The 19814-nt window shown below is 32.5% G+C and carries 19 protein-coding genes and 1 pseudogene; 9 read left to right on the plus strand and 11 right to left on the minus strand.

Annotated elements, in window-relative coordinates:
* Positions 1–15 precede the first annotated feature (15 nt).
* The 3 genes from NST87_RS02510 to NST87_RS02520 are packed head-to-tail and all read left to right on the plus strand — an operon-like array spanning position 16 to position 2426.
* Entirely contained in the window at positions 16–957 is a 942-nt protein-coding gene (locus tag NST87_RS02510) for an osmoprotectant ABC transporter substrate-binding protein (protein WP_019470116.1), read from the plus strand.
* Positions 957–1649: an ABC transporter permease gene (locus NST87_RS02515; RefSeq protein WP_019470117.1), complete on the plus strand. Its 693-nt coding sequence runs from the start codon at positions 957–959 to the stop codon at positions 1647–1649. The genes NST87_RS02510 and NST87_RS02515 overlap by 1 nt, the downstream gene beginning before the upstream one ends.
* 15 nt (positions 1650–1664) lie before the next feature.
* The gene (locus tag NST87_RS02520; protein ID WP_019470118.1) at positions 1665–2426 is read left to right on the plus strand and encodes an alpha/beta hydrolase; all 762 of its coding nucleotides are present in this window, start codon (positions 1665–1667) and stop codon (positions 2424–2426) included.
* Between the two features lie 144 nt (positions 2427–2570).
* On the opposite strand, the gene NST87_RS13770 is transcribed toward NST87_RS02520, so the two are convergent.
* The 10 genes from NST87_RS13770 to NST87_RS02575 form a co-directional block, all read right to left on the minus strand.
* Positions 2571–4114, minus strand: a protein-coding gene (locus NST87_RS13770; protein ID WP_437129139.1) for an IS3 family transposase whose coding sequence is annotated in 2 segments (ribosomal slippage) — positions 2571–3437 and positions 3440–4114 — 1542 coding nt in all. Because the reading frame shifts where the segments join, the coding sequence is not laid out codon by codon here.
* A 174-nt stretch (positions 4115–4288) separates the two neighbouring features.
* Complete coding sequence (locus NST87_RS02535; RefSeq protein WP_019468796.1) at positions 4289–5326, minus strand: acyl-CoA/acyl-ACP dehydrogenase; 1038 nt, start codon at positions 5324–5326, stop codon at positions 4289–4291.
* 13 nt (positions 5327–5339) lie between these two features.
* Positions 5340–6101 carry an ABC transporter permease gene (locus NST87_RS02540; RefSeq protein ID WP_046207559.1) on the minus strand — a complete coding sequence of 254 codons (762 nt, stop codon included), beginning with the start codon at positions 6099–6101 and terminating at the stop codon, positions 5340–5342.
* Positions 6102–6106: 5 nt separating this feature from the next.
* Positions 6107–7066 (minus strand): ABC transporter substrate-binding protein, encoded by a 960-nt coding sequence (locus NST87_RS02545; protein ID WP_019468798.1) that lies wholly within the window; start codon positions 7064–7066, stop codon positions 6107–6109.
* A 13-nt stretch (positions 7067–7079) separates the two neighbouring features.
* Entirely contained in the window at positions 7080–7820 is a 741-nt protein-coding gene (locus NST87_RS02550; protein ID WP_019468799.1) for an ABC transporter ATP-binding protein, read from the minus strand.
* 252 nt (positions 7821–8072) lie between these two features.
* A complete protein-coding gene (locus tag NST87_RS02555) occupies positions 8073–8585 on the minus strand; it encodes a DUF4242 domain-containing protein (protein WP_019468800.1) in 513 nt (170 codons plus the stop codon).
* Between the two features lie 363 nt (positions 8586–8948).
* Positions 8949–9650, minus strand: a complete 702-nt coding sequence (gene lrgB / locus NST87_RS02560; protein ID WP_019468801.1) for an antiholin-like protein LrgB — start codon at positions 9648–9650, stop codon at positions 8949–8951.
* Positions 9647–10090 (minus strand): antiholin-like murein hydrolase modulator LrgA, encoded by a 444-nt coding sequence (gene lrgA / locus NST87_RS02565; RefSeq protein ID WP_019468802.1) that lies wholly within the window; start codon positions 10088–10090, stop codon positions 9647–9649. Before lrgA ends, lrgB begins: the two co-directional genes overlap by 4 nt.
* 120 nt (positions 10091–10210) lie before the next feature.
* The gene (locus NST87_RS02570; protein WP_019468803.1) at positions 10211–10975 is read right to left on the minus strand and encodes a response regulator transcription factor LytR; all 765 of its coding nucleotides are present in this window, start codon (positions 10973–10975) and stop codon (positions 10211–10213) included.
* Positions 10972–12729 (minus strand): sensor histidine kinase, encoded by a 1758-nt coding sequence (locus tag NST87_RS02575; protein ID WP_019468804.1) that lies wholly within the window; start codon positions 12727–12729, stop codon positions 10972–10974. Before NST87_RS02575 ends, NST87_RS02570 begins: the two co-directional genes overlap by 4 nt.
* Positions 12730–13075: 346 nt before the next feature.
* On the opposite strand from NST87_RS02575, the pseudogene NST87_RS02580 reads away from it, so the two are divergent.
* The 6 genes and pseudogenes from NST87_RS02580 to pcp all read left to right on the plus strand — a co-directional run bounded on the left by NST87_RS02580 (position 13076) and on the right by pcp (position 19445).
* Positions 13076–14469, plus strand: a pseudogene (locus NST87_RS02580) (MFS transporter).
* Between the two features lie 229 nt (positions 14470–14698).
* Positions 14699–16294 carry a M20/M25/M40 family metallo-hydrolase gene (locus NST87_RS02585; protein WP_019468805.1) on the plus strand — a complete coding sequence of 532 codons (1596 nt, stop codon included), beginning with the start codon at positions 14699–14701 and terminating at the stop codon, positions 16292–16294.
* A 98-nt stretch (positions 16295–16392) separates the two neighbouring features.
* The gene (locus NST87_RS02590; RefSeq protein ID WP_019468806.1) at positions 16393–16833 is read left to right on the plus strand and encodes a DUF805 domain-containing protein; all 441 of its coding nucleotides are present in this window, start codon (positions 16393–16395) and stop codon (positions 16831–16833) included.
* Positions 16834–17135: 302 nt separating this feature from the next.
* Entirely contained in the window at positions 17136–17840 is a 705-nt protein-coding gene (locus tag NST87_RS02595) for a DUF969 domain-containing protein (protein ID WP_340721288.1), read from the plus strand.
* Entirely contained in the window at positions 17833–18759 is a 927-nt protein-coding gene (locus NST87_RS02600) for a DUF979 domain-containing protein (protein WP_340721289.1), read from the plus strand. Before NST87_RS02595 ends, NST87_RS02600 begins: the two co-directional genes overlap by 8 nt.
* A 44-nt stretch (positions 18760–18803) precedes the next feature.
* Positions 18804–19445, plus strand: coding sequence for a pyroglutamyl-peptidase I (gene pcp, locus NST87_RS02605; RefSeq protein ID WP_040030127.1), 642 nt, complete (start codon positions 18804–18806; stop codon positions 19443–19445).
* 119 nt (positions 19446–19564) lie between these two features.
* On the opposite strand, the gene NST87_RS02610 is transcribed toward pcp, so the two are convergent.
* Positions 19565–19810, minus strand: a complete 246-nt coding sequence (locus NST87_RS02610) for a GNAT family N-acetyltransferase (RefSeq protein ID WP_256217599.1) — start codon at positions 19808–19810, stop codon at positions 19565–19567.
* Positions 19811–19814 lie beyond the last annotated feature (4 nt).

Consider the following 19814-nt stretch of genomic DNA (forward strand, 5'->3'; position numbering starts at 1 on the left):
TTTAAGGAGGACATTATGAAGAAATTGAAACAATATTGTATTGTGCTTGTGTTGTGTCTGACGGTCTTATCTGGATGTAGTTTACCAGGATTAGGTAGCAACAGTTCAGAACAAGATATTAAAATCACAGCACTTGCAACAAGTGAATCACAAATTATGTCTCATATGTTGAGACTGTTAATAGAACACGATACAAATGGTGAAATTAAACCCACTTTAATTAATAATTTAGGATCAAGTACCATTCAACACAATGCGTTAGTAAATGGTGACGCGAATATGTCAGGTGCTAGATATAATGGTACTGATTTAACTGGTGCCTTAAATGAAGATCCAATTAAAGATCCTAAAAAAGCTATGAAAGCAACTCAAGATGGTTTCCAAAAAAAATTCGACCAAACCTTCTTTAACTCTTACGGTTTTGCTAACACATACGCATTTATGGTCACTAAGGAAACAGCAGAAAAATATAATTTAGAAACTGTATCTGATTTGAAAAAACATCCTGAACTTAAACTCGGTATAGATAGTTCTTGGTTAAACCGTGAAGGTGACGGTTATCCTGGATTTACAAAAGAATATGGTTTTAAATTTGATACTATCAGACCAATGCAAATTGGTTTAGTATATGATGCATTAAACTCTAATAATTTAGATGTAGCTGTAGGTTATTCAACGGATGGACGTATTGCAGCATATGACTTAAAAGTTTTAAAGGATGATAAACAATTTTTCCCACCATATGATGCAAGTGCGGTTGCTACGAATGAATTGTTAGATAAACATCCAGAGTTAAAACCAATCATCAATAAACTAGACAAAAAAGTTTCGACATCTGAAATGCAAAAACTTAATTATCAAGCAGATGGTGAAGGACAAGAACCAGCAGTCGTTGCTGAGAACTTCTTAAAAAAACATAATTATTTTGAAAATGATAAGAAAGGTGGTCAAAACTAATGGAAGGTAATTTATTACAACAATTAGTAGAATATTATTCAGTCAACTATGGCTACCTTTGGGATTTATTTTTAAAACATTTATTAATGTCTGTTTACGGTGTACTCTTTGCATCTATTGTTGGTATTCCAATTGGTATCATAATTGCAAGATATAGTAAGTTTTCTGGTGTTATTATTACTATCGCGAATATTATTCAAACCGTTCCGGTTATTGCAATGTTAGCGATACTCATGCTTGTCATGGGATTAGGTACTACTACAGTCGTGGTAACGGTATTTTTATATGCGCTATTACCGATTATAAAAAATACTTATACAGGTATAATGGGTGTTGATGCGAATATTAAAGATGCTGGTAAAGGTATGGGTATGACGCGAAATCAAGTATTAAGAATGATTGAGTTACCTTTATCACTCTCAGTCATATTAGGTGGATTAAGAATTGCACTGGTTGTTGCAATTGGTGTTGTAGCAGTTGGTTCGTTTATTGGTGCACCTACATTAGGTGACATCGTTATCCGAGGAACAAACGCTACAGATGGTACAACGTTTATCTTAGCTGGTGCGATACCAATCGCATTAATCGCTATTATTATAGATGTCGGTTTAAGATTATTGGAGAAACGTTTAGATCCTGCACATAAAGCAGAAAAAAGAGGTAAAACTAAGCCGCAAAGTATTAATGAATAGAAGGTCGTGAAATCATTGGCACTATTATCGATTAATTACAATTCAAAGACAATAGGTATGCATCATCATTTTATGGTAATTCTTCCAGAGGTTGAAAGTTATTTTAAAAAAGGTACACAGCCTAAACCACTAAAAACACTATTATTACTGCATGGTTTGTCTAGTGATGAAACTTCGTATATGCGTTACACAAGTATAGAGCGCTATGCGAATGAGCAACAACTTGCAGTTATTATGCCTAATGCAGATCACAGTGGTTATAGTAATATGGTTTTTGGTCATAAGTATTATGATTATGTGCTAGAAGTACTTGATTATGCACATCAAATTTTACCTTTGTCACAAAAGAGAGAAGATAATTTTATCGCTGGTCATTCCATGGGAGGTTACGGAACAATCAAGTTTGCATTAGCTGAGGGACATCGATTTGCAAAGGCTTGTCCCTTATCGGCAGTATATGATGCTCAGACGTTCATGGATTATGATTGGTACGATTATTCTGGAGAAGCAATTGCAGGTGTTTCAAAAAATGCTACAGGTAATGACTTGGACCCATATTATTTAGTTGACCAGGCAATTCAACAAGGTAAAGAGATACCAGATTTATTAATTATGTGTGGTACAGAAGATGCACTACATGAAGATAATAAAAAATTTATTAAATATCTAGATGAAAAGCAAATTTCATATTGTTTTGAGGATGGGCCAGGTGAGCATGATTATGCTTATTGGGACTATGCTATCAAACGTGCTATAGACTGGTTAGTAAAAGGGTAATATATGGTGAATCATATCACTAAGTAACGTTTAAAGTCGAGACGACGAAATCAATTTAAATACAAAATGGCTAATCCACTTGATGATGAACTGCACCCTGTCAAGTAGACAGTGAAAAAAAAAATGTTTATGGCTACCTTATATTTACGATATAAGGGTAGCCATTTTTAATGTTATTCTTTCTTGATTAAAAAATTCTATATATGAATTAATTGCTTTTATTGCTGTAGCCTTGTCTTTAAAAATCACTTTTTTTCTTCCTCTAAACAATTCACTTTTAATAGTTCCCCATACACCTTCCATAGGTCCATTATCTATGCAACATCCTGGTCGTGACATACTTTGTTTTATACCAAGTTGCTCTAACGTAACTTTAAATAATCTGCTTGTATATTGATATCCTCTGTCGCTATGTAAGAGTATACCTTCGGTATTCGGCACAAGTTTGACTGCTTTTTTGAGCGTATCTAATACAAATTTATTGTTATTTGAGGTACTTAATTTATGACTGATAATCTGTTTGCTGCCTAAGTCATAAATAGCACTTAAGTAAAGTTTTTTACCATTGCTTAGTTTGAATTCTGTAACGTCAGTTAACCATTTTTTATTTGGGATTTGTTCTTCAAATTTTCTATTTAATATATTATGTGCTGTAATTTCAGGTGTTGTTTTAATATATCGTTTTCTTTTAGGGCGGATAGTAGATTTTAGATTCAGTTGATTCATCAATCTATAGACACGTTTATGATTTACTTTTTGATGTAGTTTAAGTCTTAAATATATGTATATACGACGATATCCATATATGCCTTTGTATTTATTGTAGATATCAACGATATCTTTGATCAATTTTTGGTTTTCAATTTCTTTATTTGATGGTTTGCGATGTAACCATTTATAGTAACTTGAACGTGATATCTTTAATACTGAACATAACCAAGCTATCGGATAAAGGTTTTTAAATGCTTTTACCGTTTGGTATGATGCTTTTTGTCTGATGCCTGTTTCATCAACTTCCTTTCTATTTCTTCTTCCTTTTTTAAAACGTCATTTTCCATTTGAAGAAATTTATTTTTCTCTTTAAGTATCTTAATTTCAGCTTTTAATGCCTCTTCAGGTGTTAATACAGACTGGGGTTTCCCTTTTCCACGTCCATCTTTAAGCCCATCATATCCATGCAAGTTGTACTTTTTTACCCAGTTATATACTTGGCTATAATTGATGTTAAAATGATTTGCTGTTGTCTTATACGATTGGCCATGATTCATATAATAATCAACGATTTCTACACGATCTTCAAATGTTAATGATTTATATTTCAATTGATACACCTCGGGTTTTGGAGAATATGTTTTTAATATTTTACCCGACAAATACTTTGAAATCCATTTGTTTACAGTTGAAGTAGTGGGGATATTATATTTAACTACTAAATCAGTTAAAGATAGGCCATCATTTATATATTCGTGCACAACTTTAAGCTTAAATTCATTTGAGTAGGTATTATTTCTCTGAATTGGTAAAAGCACCTTTATTCCATGCTTCTTAAATTTATAATAGTTAATCAATAATGTTCTAGGAGAACAATTTAAATTTAATTTTTGAATTACATTTTTCATACTATATCCTTCTTCATATAAGCTGAAAGCTTTTTGATAAGTTTCAGGTGATAATTTTCTATGAGTCATAAAAAAGCTCCCTTCAAAGTTTACATTTTTAAGTGTCTACTTTGAAGGGAGCATATCATGATGATAGGGATTAGCCATTTATTTTTATATTAGACGATCATTTTATATCATTGTCGAATTTTTCATGTCGTCATCGTGTGTCTATGATTTTGATTTTTCATCTATACTCGTATACTAAACTGTAGTGCGGTATTCTTCTTCTAATTTTCCTAAATGTCTCAACGTAGGTGTAAGCGCAGCGAAAAAGAAACCTTCTTTCAATTTACGAGCTTGTGGCGCACGTGAAGAATATGCTCTAGAACCACCGTTTACCATCGAAGCTTGATTTACTTCTAATAATAGGTAACCAGCTTCTTTTTTAATTTTGATCAGTTCAGCAAAATTATCGTCTAAATCATCGTTTTCAATAATATGATAAAACGCGTTTTTAAGCTGTTTATATTGGTTTTCATACGCATTGATATCGAATTCTAAATATTTATTGATGCCATTTTGTGCGTCAGAAAATTTATGAATTAAATCTAACGAAGCTCTGATTGAACCGAGCGCTATAGGAATTTGTAAAGCTACAAATTGTGGTCGAATGGCAGAAGCAAAACTTTTTGCTTCTTTTGTTATAATTTGTGATTCAGGGATCTCTACGTTTTTCATTTCAATAGCAAATGTAGCCGACCCATTGACACCTAAGAAATTTGATTTTTCATCTAAAGTTATACCTTTTTGATTCGCTTTTACAATAAACATCACTAACTCATCTGTATCATTTGCTTTAGAAATTGCTCCAAAATAATGATCAGACGCAATATTACTTATTGCAGGTAATTTGCCATTAATAATTAATGTGTTGTCATTATAATGATGTGTTAAATTGAATGATTCTAAATCGTTAAAAGATTTCATAGGGTTAGATAAACCTGTTGCTCCTAAAATTTCTCCATTTAATAACTGTTGCTGTAAAGTTTTATTTAAATGTGGTTGATTTGCGTGTTGTAAATAAGTTGAAAATGCTAATTGACACCATAGACAAAAACCTGTAGTTAAGCAGGATTTTGAGACTTCTTCAATGACTTCTAGATTATTTTTTAAGTCATTTTCAGAAAAATAGCCATCTCTAAATAAGCCTTGAATGAATGGTCGTGGGTAATAACTCCCTTCATCAATTTCAATAACATAGGGATCTAATTCTGTTTCAATACGTTTTTGTAAAGTCATATAAATTACTCCTTTATTCTCCAAATCTGATTAAAATTAATTTTTCTAAATAACTAATTATTCTATCTATCAAAAATCCAAAGAGTCCAATAAAGAAGATCGCTGATAATACATCTTCTAAATTTAACATATTACGCGCATCTACGATTAAAAATCCTAGTCCAGATTGGGCTCCAATCATTTCACCTGAAACTAAGAAAATCCAACTTGTTCCCACTGCCATGTGAATACCAGCCATAATATGTTTAAATGAAGCGGGGAATAAGATGTTACGATATAACGTCCAACCACTTAAATTCATATTTGACGCAATTTTTAAGTATTGTGGCTCAACATTCCTAACGCCTTTAATCGTACTAAATACAATCGGGAAAAAAGCAGCGATAAAGATGATAGCCATTGCTGGTAAACTACCAATACCAAACCATAAAACAACAAATGGCGACCAAGCTATAGGTGAAATAGGTCGTATAAGTTGAAATAACGGCTCTATTGCAGTGTGCAATAAGGTGCTTCGACCTAAAATAAAACCTGTTGGGACACCAATTAAAATTGCGATACTAAATCCAATAAAAAATCGAAATAAACTGATGCCCAGATGGGTAAATATTTCCCCGGTAATAATAAAATGCCAAATACTCTGTGCTACTAGGATAGGACCTGGGAGTAATATCGGTTTATAATCTCCAATCCAAATGACACATTGCCAAATAAATAAGAAAAGTATAAATGTTAGTATAGGTAAAGTTTGCTTTTTAATTAAATTACCTGACATGCTGCTTATGCCTCCTTATACAGTGTTGGATCAACGAATGATTTATAAGATGGTGTTTCGAAAAGTTGATGTTGGTTAATCAACTGTGTAATTTTTTGATAACCATCTTCTTTAATAGATAAATTGCCATATGATGTCCATTCTGCGGATTGTTCCAATACTTTTCGATCTTGTTTAAAGTGCTTAGACATAATATCAACACTTTGTGATTTATCATTCATTCGATATCCAGCTTTTTTATAATCAGATATAAAACTTTGAGCAACATGTTTTTGATCTTTTATTAAGTCAGTTCTAAGTACTAAAGCACAACAGTATGCATCGGGAATCACTTCATTACCATGTTTTAAAGTTTTTCCTTTGCCTAACTTTTCTCCTAATGCGCCAAAAGGTTCGGCCACAGAATATCCAGAAATTCTATGTTCATTTAGGGCAGCTGGCATTTCTGCTGGAGCCATTTCATGATAACTGAATGTTTGAGCATTCAAATTTAATTGTTTTCTCATTTCTTCCAATAATAAGTAGTGCGTTGAATAACGATGAGGGATGGCAAATCGATACTGATGCTCATTATTAAAATTGTTTACCGTTTCACCTTTTTGTCCCATAATGACGTTACCTTCGTGGTGTCCTAGCGCAACTGCTTTAATATCAGCACCCTTTTGTTTAGATTTCATAGCTAATTCTATTAAGGTTGATGCGCCATCAATTCTCCCACTATTTAATGCATCCATAAGATCTGGCCAATTATTAAACTTAATTAATTTTAATTTATAACCATTATGTTTAGCTTGTGCTTTTACTTTTTGAGTCATCATTAAGTTAGCAGAATGTGTAATTGGCAAATAACCAATTTTTAAAGTCTTTTGCGGTTGATTATGTTGATTATTCTTCTGTATAGATTGATTATTACATGCACTTAGTATAAGGATCATAATTATTGGAAAGATGATTATTTTTTTCAATAGTTACAACTCCTTATATGTAATATTCAGGTTCTGCTTGATGGTGGTTTAATGCGAATTTTTCCATAATATTATTTCTTAAAGTTAATAAATAACTATCATTTCTATTTCTCGGATGTGATTGTTCAATTGAATATTGGCTTATAATATTACAGCCATCGCCGAGTAAGATAATGTGATCAGAAAGGTAAATGGCTTCATCAATGTCATGCGTAACTAATATAATCGTAGCTGTAGATTGTTTTTGGAGTTGTACAAGTTGATCTTGTAATTTATAACGTGTAAAAGCATCCAGTGCGCCTAATGGTTCATCCATCAATATGACTTTGGGTTGATGGACTTGTGCACGGCAAAGTGCTACGCGTTGTTTCATTCCTCCAGATAATTGCTCTGGAAACGTCTTTCCTTTATGATCTAAATCAACATATTTTAAATAATTATTGATTTCACCATCACTCATTTCGCGATTTAATCCTAAACGAATGTTGTCATTAATGTTTTTCCACGGCAGTAAATTATGATGCTGAAAAATCATTAAACAATCAGGTGATGGATTTTGTTTTAATTGATCTTCAATTTTAACAGTACCTGACGAAGGTGTTAAAAATCCGCCTATAATGTTTAACATGGTAGACTTTCCACAACCACTTTTACCTAGAAAAGTAACTATTTTACCTTTTTCAATATTTAAATTAAAATCATCGATAACACGATGGTCTCCAAATTGATGTTGGATGTGATTAATGCGAATCATGGCAACACCTCTATTATTCCTATCTAATTAATATGTTTTTTTGATAAAAAAAAAGCGGCAGAAATCTAAAATGTATCATTTGATTTCATATTGCCGCTCCTTGAATAGTGTTTAGGTTATTTATAAGTTTACCCCAATTTTTAGCTTAAATAAGATTGTTAGCTAGCAATGGTGTGACGAGTATGATACATACTTATAAATAACTTTTGCTAACTAAACCTATGGAATTATAAATATAAAGAGAAAGTTTAGTTATAATTTTTCAATATCATCAATAGGTGTATCTACAGCTTTTCTTGCACGACGAACGGCGTCTTCATCAGGTGCATCATATAAGCAGATACATTTTGACATATCTTCACATACATAAGTACGTTGGAATTGAACTTCAGGGACTTCTTCATAGTGGACAGAATTTTTCTTTTTACGCGCTAAATATTGATCCATTGTGATACCTTCTGGGATGTTCCACGTAACAAGATAATCAACGTGTGCATCACCTTTTTTAACTTCTTCTAAGTCTTTACCTACTAAACGTACTTCTTTAACTAAATTAATGTTGATAGATGCATCTTCAAGAAATTGTTTAGCTTCTGTATCACTGTTCGCTTCTACAATAAAATAGCCATGTGTTAAATCTTCTGTTGCTTGTACTTCAATTAATGTTGGTACTTCACCAGTAGTGAGTTTTGCTGCTTTATCTTCTAAGTCTTTTTTAGACTTTGCGAAATCAAGATTATTTGCTTCGAGTAAATATAATGTCATTTAATAGAACCTCCAATGTTTATAATAAATGCATAGTACTATAATTCTTATCAAAATACAAGGATATAAAAGGATGTTATTTTAATTTTCTGATAATTGTTAAAAATTATATTCTATGTAAAGTAAAATCTTTCGGGAAACATGTAACGTTAATTTTTAAAAAATTTCAAAACGTATATAAAATGATATAAACATTTATATTTAATTAAACTGTATTAAATATAAGAAAAAACGGGGGGAGAAAATTTTAGGTTTCATAAAACTAAAGAAAACGTCAACTTCTATATTTATCATAGAAATTGACGCTTAAGCTTGAGCAAGCATTGTTTATGTTCTAACTTTTTATCGTTGTGATTTTAGATATTATAGTAAGACTGTTGCTAAAATTGGTGCAACAACGACTACGATTACACCTACGATTACTAGTGAAATAGAGGCCATTGAAGCTTCTGTCTCACCAAATTCTTGTGCAGATGATACTCCTAATGAATGGCCACTTGTACCAAGTGCGAGCCCACGAGCAATAGGGTTTGTAATGTTAAATAATTTAATGAGTTTGGAACCTAAAGCATAAATAATGACACCATTTAAGATTACTGCCAATGATGTTAGTTCTTTAATACCACCAATATCGGCTGATACTGGTAAAGCAATGGCAGTGGTAGCACCTTGTGGTAACATAGATGCAATGATTTCATTTGAAAATTGGAAAGCACTTGCAATGAAATAGATAAATACCAAAGCAGCTGTCGTTCCGAAAGCAATACCACCAAGGATTTGTTTCCAATATTTCTTGAGCACGTCACGTCTTTTATATAACGGAATCGCAAAACAGATAGTTGCAGGTTCTAAAAAGAAATTGATGATGTCGCCACCGATTTTATAATTTGCATAATCTATACCTGTTAACTTTAGAAATGCTATACCGAAGACCATGCTGACAAATAATGGTGTAAATAAAAAGAAGCCATTCGTTTTCTTGAATAATATCGTTGCTACGATAAAAGGTATAATAGATAATAAAATTCCAAAATATGGTGTGTTAATGCCTAAATGTTCAATCATAATTTTTCCTCCGTTAACTGTTTAGGTTTTCTTTTCTTAGGTATAAATGATTTTGTAATTAACATTTGTGAGAAAAATCCAGTGCATAGTAATAATAAGATTGTAGAAATGATAATTAGCAATATAATCAAGATCGGACTTTGGCTTAATACGCCTAAAGAATTAATAACTGAAATACCTGCAGGTACAAATAAGAAACCAATATTATTTGTTAGCGTCGTACCCACTTTTTCAACTTCCCCAAGTTTAACAATCCCTGTACATAAAGCGATAAATAATAAGACTAGACCTATCACTGATGCTGGCATTGGAATAGGCATGAAACTTTCGATAATATTTGATAAAAGCATGATGATTGCCAGCACTAGTACTTGATGAAAAAAGTTATACGTTTTTGAATGACTAGGCTGCTTCTCAGTTTGTTTTTTGTTTGTTTCCATAATGTATTTCCTCCCGAATTAATCTTGAGTTAATTATAATATGAAAACGGTTGCTACTAGTCGTTTTAAAGGTGAATTACGAAACGTATATACTGAGTTGCATTAATTACGATGTGACATTCAAAGTAAGCCCATATTCTGCTTGAACGTTTTCATATATGAGCGACTGACTTGGAATTTTAATGCATTTGTCATCGTAAGTTGATAGGTATAGTTAAACCAATGTTCTATTGTTTGTATGTGTAATTTATTAACAAGCGTGGCACGGTGAATTCTCATAAACAAAGGATCCGCAATTTTTTTTTCGTAATGGTTAAGTGGTTCAGTTGTATGATAATTTTCTTGTAAGGTGTTGATCGTAGTAATACCGTTATTAACAGAAATAGCAATAATATCTTCTAAATTAATGATATGAATACGCTCATCTACTTCAATAGGTAAAACCATTTGTGAAGTTGGCGTATTTTCTTTGTGAGCATCATTTTGATGCTGGCTGACATCATTTGCTTGTTTATAAGTATCGTGATCGAGCGCTGTTTCAACTTTATGGATGGCCTGTGCAATACGTTTTTGTTCGAATGGTTTTAAAATATAATCCGTCGCATCTAGCTCAAAAGCTTTAACGGCGAAAGTATCATGTGCCGTAGCAAAAATAATATGTGGTGGGTTTTGCATTTTGTTAATTTTATTTGCTAAATCGAGTCCACTCTCTTCCATTAAATTAATATCTAAAAAAATTACATCATAACGATCATAAAGTAAGAGTTCTAATGTTTCTGAAACATTTTCTGCTTCATTAATTACATCAAACGTACGAATTTCATTTAATAAGTAATGAAGTTCGTTACGCGCTAAAGGTTCATCATCTACAATAATTGCTTTCAATGTTTTTCGTCCTCTCTTATGAAAAATGGAATAGTATAACTTACGTTGGTACCTTCTTTGCTGGAATGAATATGCATTTTAGCTGTAATACCAAATAAGCCTTCCAATCTGTGATTTAAATTCTCTAAGGCGCTACCTGTGCCTAAATCAGAATAAACACGTGTATTACCTATATTATTAATTTTATCATCAGGGATTCCTGAACCATTATCTTCAACTGATATATATAATCCATCTGCTGTTTTATAAGCGGTTACGATAATACGATTGTTATATTTACGGTTTTTAAAGGCATGTTTGATGGCATTTTCTATAAGTATTTGTATTGCAAATGGTGGTACAAGTGCACCATAACATGAATCTTCAATATTGAATGAAACATCAAAACGATCTGGATAACGTGCTTGTTCCAGTGATAAATAAGCCTCAACTTGTTGCAATTCCTTTTCAAGTGAAATCGTATTGTTACGTGCACCTTGTAAATTTGAGCGGAAAAATTGGCTGAGCTGTAACAGTAACTTTCTTGCTTTTTCACTATCAATTCTGACTAAGGCAGAAATTGTGTTAATGGCATTGAAAAAGAAGTGCGGATTTACTTGTGCTTGTAGTGATTTGATTTCGGCATCTCTAACTAAAGCGCTTTGTGTTTCAGCTTGTCCTAATTCAAGTTGACTAGAAAATATCTCTGCAAGGCCAGATGCTAACTGTTTGTCGGAATGAGAAACATCGTGCCTATTAGTAAAATATAGTTTTAAAGTACCAATAACATCATTCTTGACTCTTAATGGAACGACAATGGCTGCTTCAAGCGGGCATTCAGGATGATTGCAACCAATATCTTCCCTTGAATATGCTTCTTTTAAAGTACCTGCTTGTATTGCCTGTTTTGAAAGATTGGTAATGATTTGTTTTTGGGCAACATGATGATCACTTGCTGCACCTACATGCGTTAATATATCTTTACGATTAGTGATAGCGACTGCCGAAACACGCATAAGATCTAAAATAATGGTAGCTGCTTGTTTGGCAGAATGCTCATTTAATCCTGAGCGGAAAAATGGTAATGTTTCATTTGCTAGTTGTAAAACATCGTGTGTTTGAATAGCACGTGTTTCTTCTTCTTGTTTGATTGTCGATAATATAATTGATAAAAAAATTGCTGTACCGATTGAGTTGATTGAAATCATAGGTAAAGCAATTAATTTAACTAGTGACCAAGCATGCTCCGTATTATCAGAAAAGATTAAGATACAAATCATTTGAATAACTTCTGTAGTACCTCCAATGATAGTACCTTTAACTATGGTAGGATACTGACGTGCACGCATTGCTCTATAACCAAAATAACCGGATACTAGCGCAATAAATATAGATGAAATCAGATAAATATAAGCATCAGCACCACCAATATAAACACGATAAATGCCTGAAATTATTGCGACGAAAATAGCGACGAATGGTCCTCCAATTAACCCTGAAACGCCTATGGTAAGTACGCGCGTATTTGCGAGAGAAGCCTCAGGATCTAAGTGATTATAGACACTGCCATTAACGACTTCATTGCCATTGATTTGTATACCTGTGAAGTTTGAAATCATAGAGAAACACCCGAAAATGATGATGAGCTGCCATTGTGAACTTCGTTTATCTCTTTGATTCATCATTGTTTTAAAGTGATTAATATTCATTAATATATAAGCGATAATAATAATAAGACCTACACGTTCTAGTAATAAAATAAATAAATTTAACATCTCATACACCTTTATAGATAATTTGTCTATCTAGTATAATACATATTTTTGATTATGTATTAATTATTCTTATAGAAAAGAATAGAATTTTTAAACGCTATCAATATATTTTGTGGAATAATTAAAAAGTTACTTAATACACTTTGTGTGCTCTTTTTTAGCAATAAATTGAAGTAAATGTTATTTTTATCTTATTGACTTTTTTAAAAAATGTTTTGAATTTTAAAAAGTCATGTTTACCATGTAATCATTATTATAAGACAAGAGAAAATGTTTTGGAGCTGGACAAGTTAAATCATTAATAATGATTATGGTTGTTTTACGGGGATTTAGGAGGCAAAATAATATGGAATCAGAACAACCATTTGAAGGAGATAACAGACTTCTTTTAGGTATTTTTTTAAGCGTAATAACATTTTGGTTGTTTGCTCAATCGCTCGTTAATATCGTTCCTGCATTAGAAGCATCTTTCACAACTAGTTATGGAACGATAAACGTAGCCGTAAGTTTAACCACATTATTATGTGGTTTGTTTGTTGTAGGTACAGGAAGACTTGCAGATCGATATGGTAGGGTCAAAATGACTTATATCGGTTTGACTTTAAGCGTTCTTGGATCATTACTTATTATCATTCCAGGATTTTTGTCCCTTTGTTAGTACTTGGGAGAGCAATACAAGGGCTGTCTGCAGCATGTATCATGCCTTAGACATTAGCAATTATAAATGAATACTATATTGGAAGAAGGCGACAACGTGCGTTAAGTTACTGGTCTATCGGTTCATGGGGTGGTACTGGAATTTGTTCGTTTTTTGGTGGCATCATGGCTACCTTTGTAGGATGGCGATCTATATTTATTATTTCGATAATAGTAGCTTTAGTGTCTATGTATTTAATCAAACACACGCCAGAAACGAAAGCCATTCAAACTGAGGCATCAAAGCGTGCCAAATTTGATTTTGTAGGGCTAATTATATTAATAGTTGCAATGCTGAGTGTCAATTTAATCATTACACAATCTTCAAATTATGGTTTCTTTTCACCGCTTATTTTGATGTTAATTGTGATATTCATCATTTCAATTATTGTATTTATATTATTTGAAAACAAAGTTAAAAACCCATTGATAGATTTTAAACTTTTTAAACATAAAGCATACAGTGGTGCTACAGTGTCAAACTTTTTACTAAATGCTGTAGCAGGGACGCTTATTGTTGCGAATACTTATTTTCAATCGGGATTACATTTCACCTCATTCCAATCTGGTATGATGACTATTACTTACTTAGTAGCTGTTTTAATCATGATTAGAGTCGGAGAAAAAATCCTACAGGAAATCGGTCCTAAAAAACCAATGCTTATAGGTGCAGGGCTTAATGCGATAGGGATTCTATTAATCTCGTTAACCTTTTTACCTACACCTGTTTATGTCATCAGTTGTGTGTTAGGTTACTTAATTTATGGTGTGGGCTTAGGTATGTATGCCACACCTTCAACAGATACAGCTGTTACTACTGCGCCAGAAGATAAGGTAGGTGTCGCGTCTGGTGTATATAAAATGGCATCTTCACTTGGTAACTCATTTGGTGTAGCTATTTCAGGGACAATATTTACGATTATGTCAGCTCGTGACAATATTCATGTTGGTGCCATGTATGGACTGTGGTTTAATGCTGCATTAGCAATCATTGCATTTGTATTTGTATGGTTATTAATTCCGAAAAAGCAATTTAATAATTAGTTATGGTAATAAGATTTTTGAAGTAAATAACAAAATGAAATGCATCCTCTATGCTAGATTAAGCATCAAGCATAGAAGGGTGCATTTTTTAGAGTAGTATATTTGAAAAAATTAGGATATAGACAAACCTCATATGCGTAAATTAGTTTGAAATGTACAGTAAAATTATTGGTTATCATTGGGAAATCATATTATAATTTAGTAAACGCTTACAGGGAGGTCTGGATTGATGCAAACTTTATGGCAAAATGAACAAGATCGTTTAACTTTACTAAAACAACTTGTAAATCACCAATCAATTACGAATACACAAGGAGAGAAAACATTCCCTAATCTGGTAAACCAATTGTTATTTCAACTTAAATATTTTAAGACCAATCCCAATCAAATTCAAAAAATACTAACGGATGATGATAAAGAAGTATTAATTGCTTTTTATCAGGGTTCCCAATCCGGTAAAACTATTGTACTTGTTAGTCATTATGATACGGTCGATGTGTCGGAATTTGGTTTAGCTCATGATTTAGCTTGTAATCCTGATAAATTAAAGCAGTATTTTTTAGAAAACCAAAATTATTTAGATAAAGGGGCTGTAGAAGACTTACTTAGTGAAGATTACTTATTTGGTCGTGGGATTATGGATATGAAAGCAGGTCTCATGTTGCATATGTCTTTAATTGAATTAGCATCCATTGAACAATGGGATATTAATTTGATTTTAGTTACGGTTCCAGACGAGGAAGTAAATTCTTCTGGTATGAGAAAAGCGGTAGAAAAATTAGCAGAATTAAAAGCTAACTACGATTTAGATATACAATTACATTTGAATAGTGAACCTACTTTTCAGCAAGCTACTTCAGATGAAAAACATTATATATATTCAGGATCAATTGGTAAAATCATGCCAGCAGTACTGTGCTATGGAAAGGAAACACATGTCGGTCAGCCTCTTGAAGGTTTGAGTGCTAACTTTATGATGAGTTATATTGCACAAGCGGTAGAATATAACACACAGCTAAAAGAACATTTTGAAAATGAATCCACACCTGTACCTGTAACATTAATGATGAAAGATATTAAAGATACATATGATGTGCAAACGCCATACAAAACCATAGGATTATTTAACTTCTTTCTATTTAACAAAACACCTAAAGATGTTTTTAGAGAATTCATAAATACGGTCATCACTGCTGTTGAGCGTTGTGAATCGGATTGGCTATCTGTATTAGAAACAGAAGATTACCAATTCGATAAAAAAATTAATGTTCTGACATATGAGCAACTTAGGCAATATGTTGTTAAACAGTACGGTGAAGAAGCAATCACTAATCTTATAGATCAAACACTTCAAGAAACGTCAGAGTTACATTTACAGAATATTCATGTTGCAGATAAGCTGATGCAAATATGTAAGAATATAGCGCCAGCTGTAGTGACATTTTTTGCTTCACCTTATTATCCAGCTGTTAATGCTTCATCCGACAAGCACGTATCCTCAACTATAGAATTAGTGAAACATACACTAAATGAACAATTTCAGCGTAGTAGTGAACAAGTATATTATTTTAATGGCATCAGTGATACGAGTTATTTAAAGTTTGATGGAGATATGGAACAGATGGTTATATATGAGCAAAATACGCCAAATTTCAATCGTACATACACTATTCCTTTTGAATCAATAAAAGCCATCAGTGCACCTACATTGTTGATAGGACCCAACGGCAAAGATGCTCATAAATTAAGTGAGCGTCTGCATAAGCAGAGCGCATTAATAGAATTACCTGTCGTGCTAGAAAAAGTAGTTAAGTCATATATTTAAACTAGATATGTAGCTAGTACTTGTTAGAAGGTGTGCGATTACGCTATTATGAATAATAAATATTTAAATAACTTTAATTGAAAAATGGAGTGTCAAATATGATAGAGGCGTATAAAGATTTTTGGAAAAAATATATAGATTTTCAAAGTAAATCCAATAGATTAGAGTTCTGGACACCAGTGCTGATTCATATTGTTTGTATATTTATTGTAGCTATTATTGGTGTTATTGCTTTTATTTCAGGTGCTTTTGTTGTTGCTACAATCCTGTCAATATTGGTTGGGATTTTTGTTTTGGCAATGATTATACCAATGTTTGCTATTACATTGCGACGATTTTATGATGCAGGAAGAAGAAGAACTTCTGCCATCATTCTTATAGCTGTGTCTATTATTATGAACATTTCATTTGATTTGATTCAAATCAATAGCATAGCCATCTTACTTAATGTGATTGCATGGATATGTACGATTTTATTAATCATTGAAACATTGCTACCTTCTCGTAATGAATCGGATGCCACTTTAAAATGGTTATAGCATTTTAAATGCGAATGAAGATATGAGATAGCAAGTGTTTAGATGTATGAATTATGGCGAACTTTAATGTCGTAGTAGAGGAATAAGTATAATACACGCGTTTTAACAAAGATGTTCAAGTAATTTTCCAAAAATGAAAAATTAAAATTTATCGCTTATAAGCCGTTGTCATTAAAAGTCTGAAACATGTAAAAGATGTTTTGGACTTTTTTGTTTATGTTATTAGGGTATAAAAATTATCTGAAAATTCATTGTATTAAAAAAGTAAACCTTTAATATAAAAGAAGAAAGGTGGAGATAACATGGAATGGTTAAAATTGATTGGAATTTTAATTATAGTACTTGGTTTTTTATTCAAGATTGATACGATTGCTGTGATTTTAATCGCCGCTGTAGCGAAGGGACTTGTATCAGGTTTAAATTTGTACGTTATTCTTGAAACATTAGGAAAAGCTTTTGTTGATAATCGTTTAGTTACACTTTTTATTTTAACATTACCTATGGTGGGGTTAATTGAGCGTTTTGGTTTAAAAAAGCAGGCCTCGAATATGATTGGTAAGGTGAATAAAGTTACGAGTGGGCGATTGATGACTATCTATTTATTCATTAGAGAATTAGCGGGTGTTGCATCAATACGTATCGGAGGACATCCACAGTTTGTACGTCCATTGATTAATCCAATGGTACAGGGTGCGTTAAGAACACGCTATCATTTGCAAGAACATGAAGTAGACGAAAAGGATATCGAAAAGATTAAAGCGCAGACTTCTGCGATGGAAAATTATGGTAATTTCTTCGGTCAAAATTTGTTTGTAGGGGCAGCAGGTGTATTGTTAATGGTTGGTACGTTTCAGTCTTTAGATATTAAAGTGAATGCCATTGATCTTGTATTAGCATCATTACCAATCGCTGTTATTGTCTTTTTTATTGTGTGGATAAATAATATTAGATTTGATAAATATTTAGATCGGAAATACGGTAAAAAGCAGGTGGAAAGACATGAGTGAGCATACATTAAATCAAATTTTAGAACTATTTTACATATTAATTGGTTTACAATTACTTTATACGGCATATCGCGTGTTAAAAGCATCAACAAATAGCAAAAAATATGGTACAGCTTTATTTTGGATTTTATTAGCTATTTTATTTATTGCCGGTCCTTATATACCTAACGTAATCAATGGCATATTTATCATAGTTATGGGAATATTAACGCTATGTAAACAAGTGGTTATTAAAAATATTATAGATGTCAACGAAGCACAGGGAAATTTAGGTTCACAAAAATATGGAAATAAATTATTTATCCCCGCTATTGTTTTAGCTATAGCTGAGATTATCGTTTCTAATTGGACACCATTAGGAGGAGCAATAGGTTTAGGTGTTTCTTCGATATTAGGGTTACTTGCTGCATATATTGTTATTAAGCCAAATGGTAAATATATACTTTATGACAGTGACCGTCTAATCCAACAAATTGGAACAGTTGGTATACTACCGCAATTCTTGGCTGCATTAGGCGTACTTTTTACAGTGAGTGGTGTGGGGGATGTTATTTCCAAAGGCATATCCTCTTTTTTACCAGAGGGCAATCATCTTATAGGTGCGGCAGCATATGTCATTGGCATGGTGCTTTTTACAATGTTAATGGGTAATGCATTTGCTGCATTTACCGTTATCACAGCGAGTATCGGTATTCCATTTGTTATCGCCCAAGGTGGAGATCCTGTTATAGCCGGTGCACTGGCTATGACTGGTGGATTTTGTGGTACATTATTGACACCTATGGCAGCTAATTTTAATACTTTACCAGTTGCTTTATTAGAAATGAAACAAGAATTCGGCGTGATTAAAGCGCAAGCGCCCATTGCACTTATATTAATTTTGGTGCATATAGGATTAATGTATGTTTGGGCGTTTTAAAATGTAAAAAGTATAAATTAAAAAATGAAAAGGGGATGTTAATGATGAAAATATTAGTAACAGGGTTTGATCCTTTTGGTGGAGAAGAGATTAATCCAGCATTGGAAGCTGTTAAATTATTGCCAAATGAAATTGAAACACATCAGATTGATAAGATAGAAATACCTACAGTTTTTAATAAAAGCAAAGAAACTATAGTTAATAAATTAAAACAAGAACAATATGATGTTGTATTGACAATTGGACAAGCAGGTGGAAGATTTGAATTGACGCCAGAACGTGTAGGTATAAACATTGATGATGCGCGTATACCTGATAATGAAGGTAACCAGCCGATAGATGAAGTTATTCAATCATCAGGCGATGCCGCATATTTTTCCAATTTACCAGTTAAACGTATGACAGAGGCGATTAAGTCTGCAGGGGTACCAGCGAGATTGTCTAATACAGCAGGTACTTTTGTATGTAATCATATTTTGTATCAACTTGGATTTTTACAAGCAACACAATTTCCAAATATTAAATTTGGATTTATACATGTGCCTTTTATCCCTCAACAAGTCACAGACAAACCTGAAAAACCATCCATGTCTATTCAAACGATTGCAGAAGGTTTGGAAGCTGCTCTCAAAGCGATTATAGAATCAGATGAGGACATTAAAATTGCTTTAGGTGAAACGCATTAAATTATTTTTAGAACATATATTAAAATAAAAAAGCAGTGACACATACTATGATGATAGCGGGTGTCATTGCTTTTTTTAGTGCGTAAAACAATGTAGTAATAAAGTCGTAACTTGTTATTTTAATAATAGTGTTCATTTCTTGAATAATTCATACGAACTTCATAATAAGTTTTTCCAAAATAAGTAGCTTGTTTATCATTGCTCAACTTAAATCCAACTTGCTCATAAAAATGAATCGCATTTTTATTTTCTTCAACTACCCATAGGGTTACATTGTCAGGATAAGATAATTCCAAGGCACGTTGTGTAAGTGCATAACCAATCATATGACGCTGATAATCTTCCAATAAATAAAGTGCGAAGATTTCA

It is taken from the genome of Staphylococcus sp. FSL W8-0271 (assembly GCF_038006605.1).
Taxonomy (GTDB): domain Bacteria; phylum Bacillota; class Bacilli; order Staphylococcales; family Staphylococcaceae; genus Staphylococcus; species Staphylococcus cohnii.

Coding starts and splice junctions, on each gene's coding strand:
- NST87_RS02510 (WP_019470116.1), top strand. CDS start 16: ATGAAGAAATTGAAACAATATTGTATTGTGCTTGTGTTGTGTCTGACG.
- NST87_RS02515 (WP_019470117.1), top strand. CDS start 957: ATGGAAGGTAATTTATTACAACAATTAGTAGAATATTATTCAGTCAAC.
- NST87_RS02535 (WP_019468796.1), bottom strand. CDS start 5,326: ATGACTTTACAAAAACGTATTGAAACAGAATTAGATCCCTATGTTATT.
- NST87_RS02540 (WP_046207559.1), bottom strand. CDS start 6,101: ATGTCAGGTAATTTAATTAAAAAGCAAACTTTACCTATACTAACATTT.
- NST87_RS02550 (WP_019468799.1), bottom strand. CDS start 7,820: ATGATTCGCATTAATCACATCCAACATCAATTTGGAGACCATCGTGTT.
- NST87_RS02555 (WP_019468800.1), bottom strand. CDS start 8,585: ATGACATTATATTTACTCGAAGCAAATAATCTTGATTTCGCAAAGTCT.
- lrgB (WP_019468801.1), bottom strand. CDS start 9,650: ATGATTGAACATTTAGGCATTAACACACCATATTTTGGAATTTTATTA.
- lrgA (WP_019468802.1), bottom strand. CDS start 10,090: ATGGAAACAAACAAAAAACAAACTGAGAAGCAGCCTAGTCATTCAAAA.
- NST87_RS02575 (WP_019468804.1), bottom strand. CDS start 12,729: ATGTTAAATTTATTTATTTTATTACTAGAACGTGTAGGTCTTATTATT.
- NST87_RS02585 (WP_019468805.1), top strand. CDS start 14,699: ATGCAAACTTTATGGCAAAATGAACAAGATCGTTTAACTTTACTAAAA.
- NST87_RS02590 (WP_019468806.1), top strand. CDS start 16,393: ATGATAGAGGCGTATAAAGATTTTTGGAAAAAATATATAGATTTTCAA.
- NST87_RS02595 (WP_340721288.1), top strand. CDS start 17,136: ATGGAATGGTTAAAATTGATTGGAATTTTAATTATAGTACTTGGTTTT.
- NST87_RS02600 (WP_340721289.1), top strand. CDS start 17,833: ATGAGTGAGCATACATTAAATCAAATTTTAGAACTATTTTACATATTA.
- pcp (WP_040030127.1), top strand. CDS start 18,804: ATGAAAATATTAGTAACAGGGTTTGATCCTTTTGGTGGAGAAGAGATT.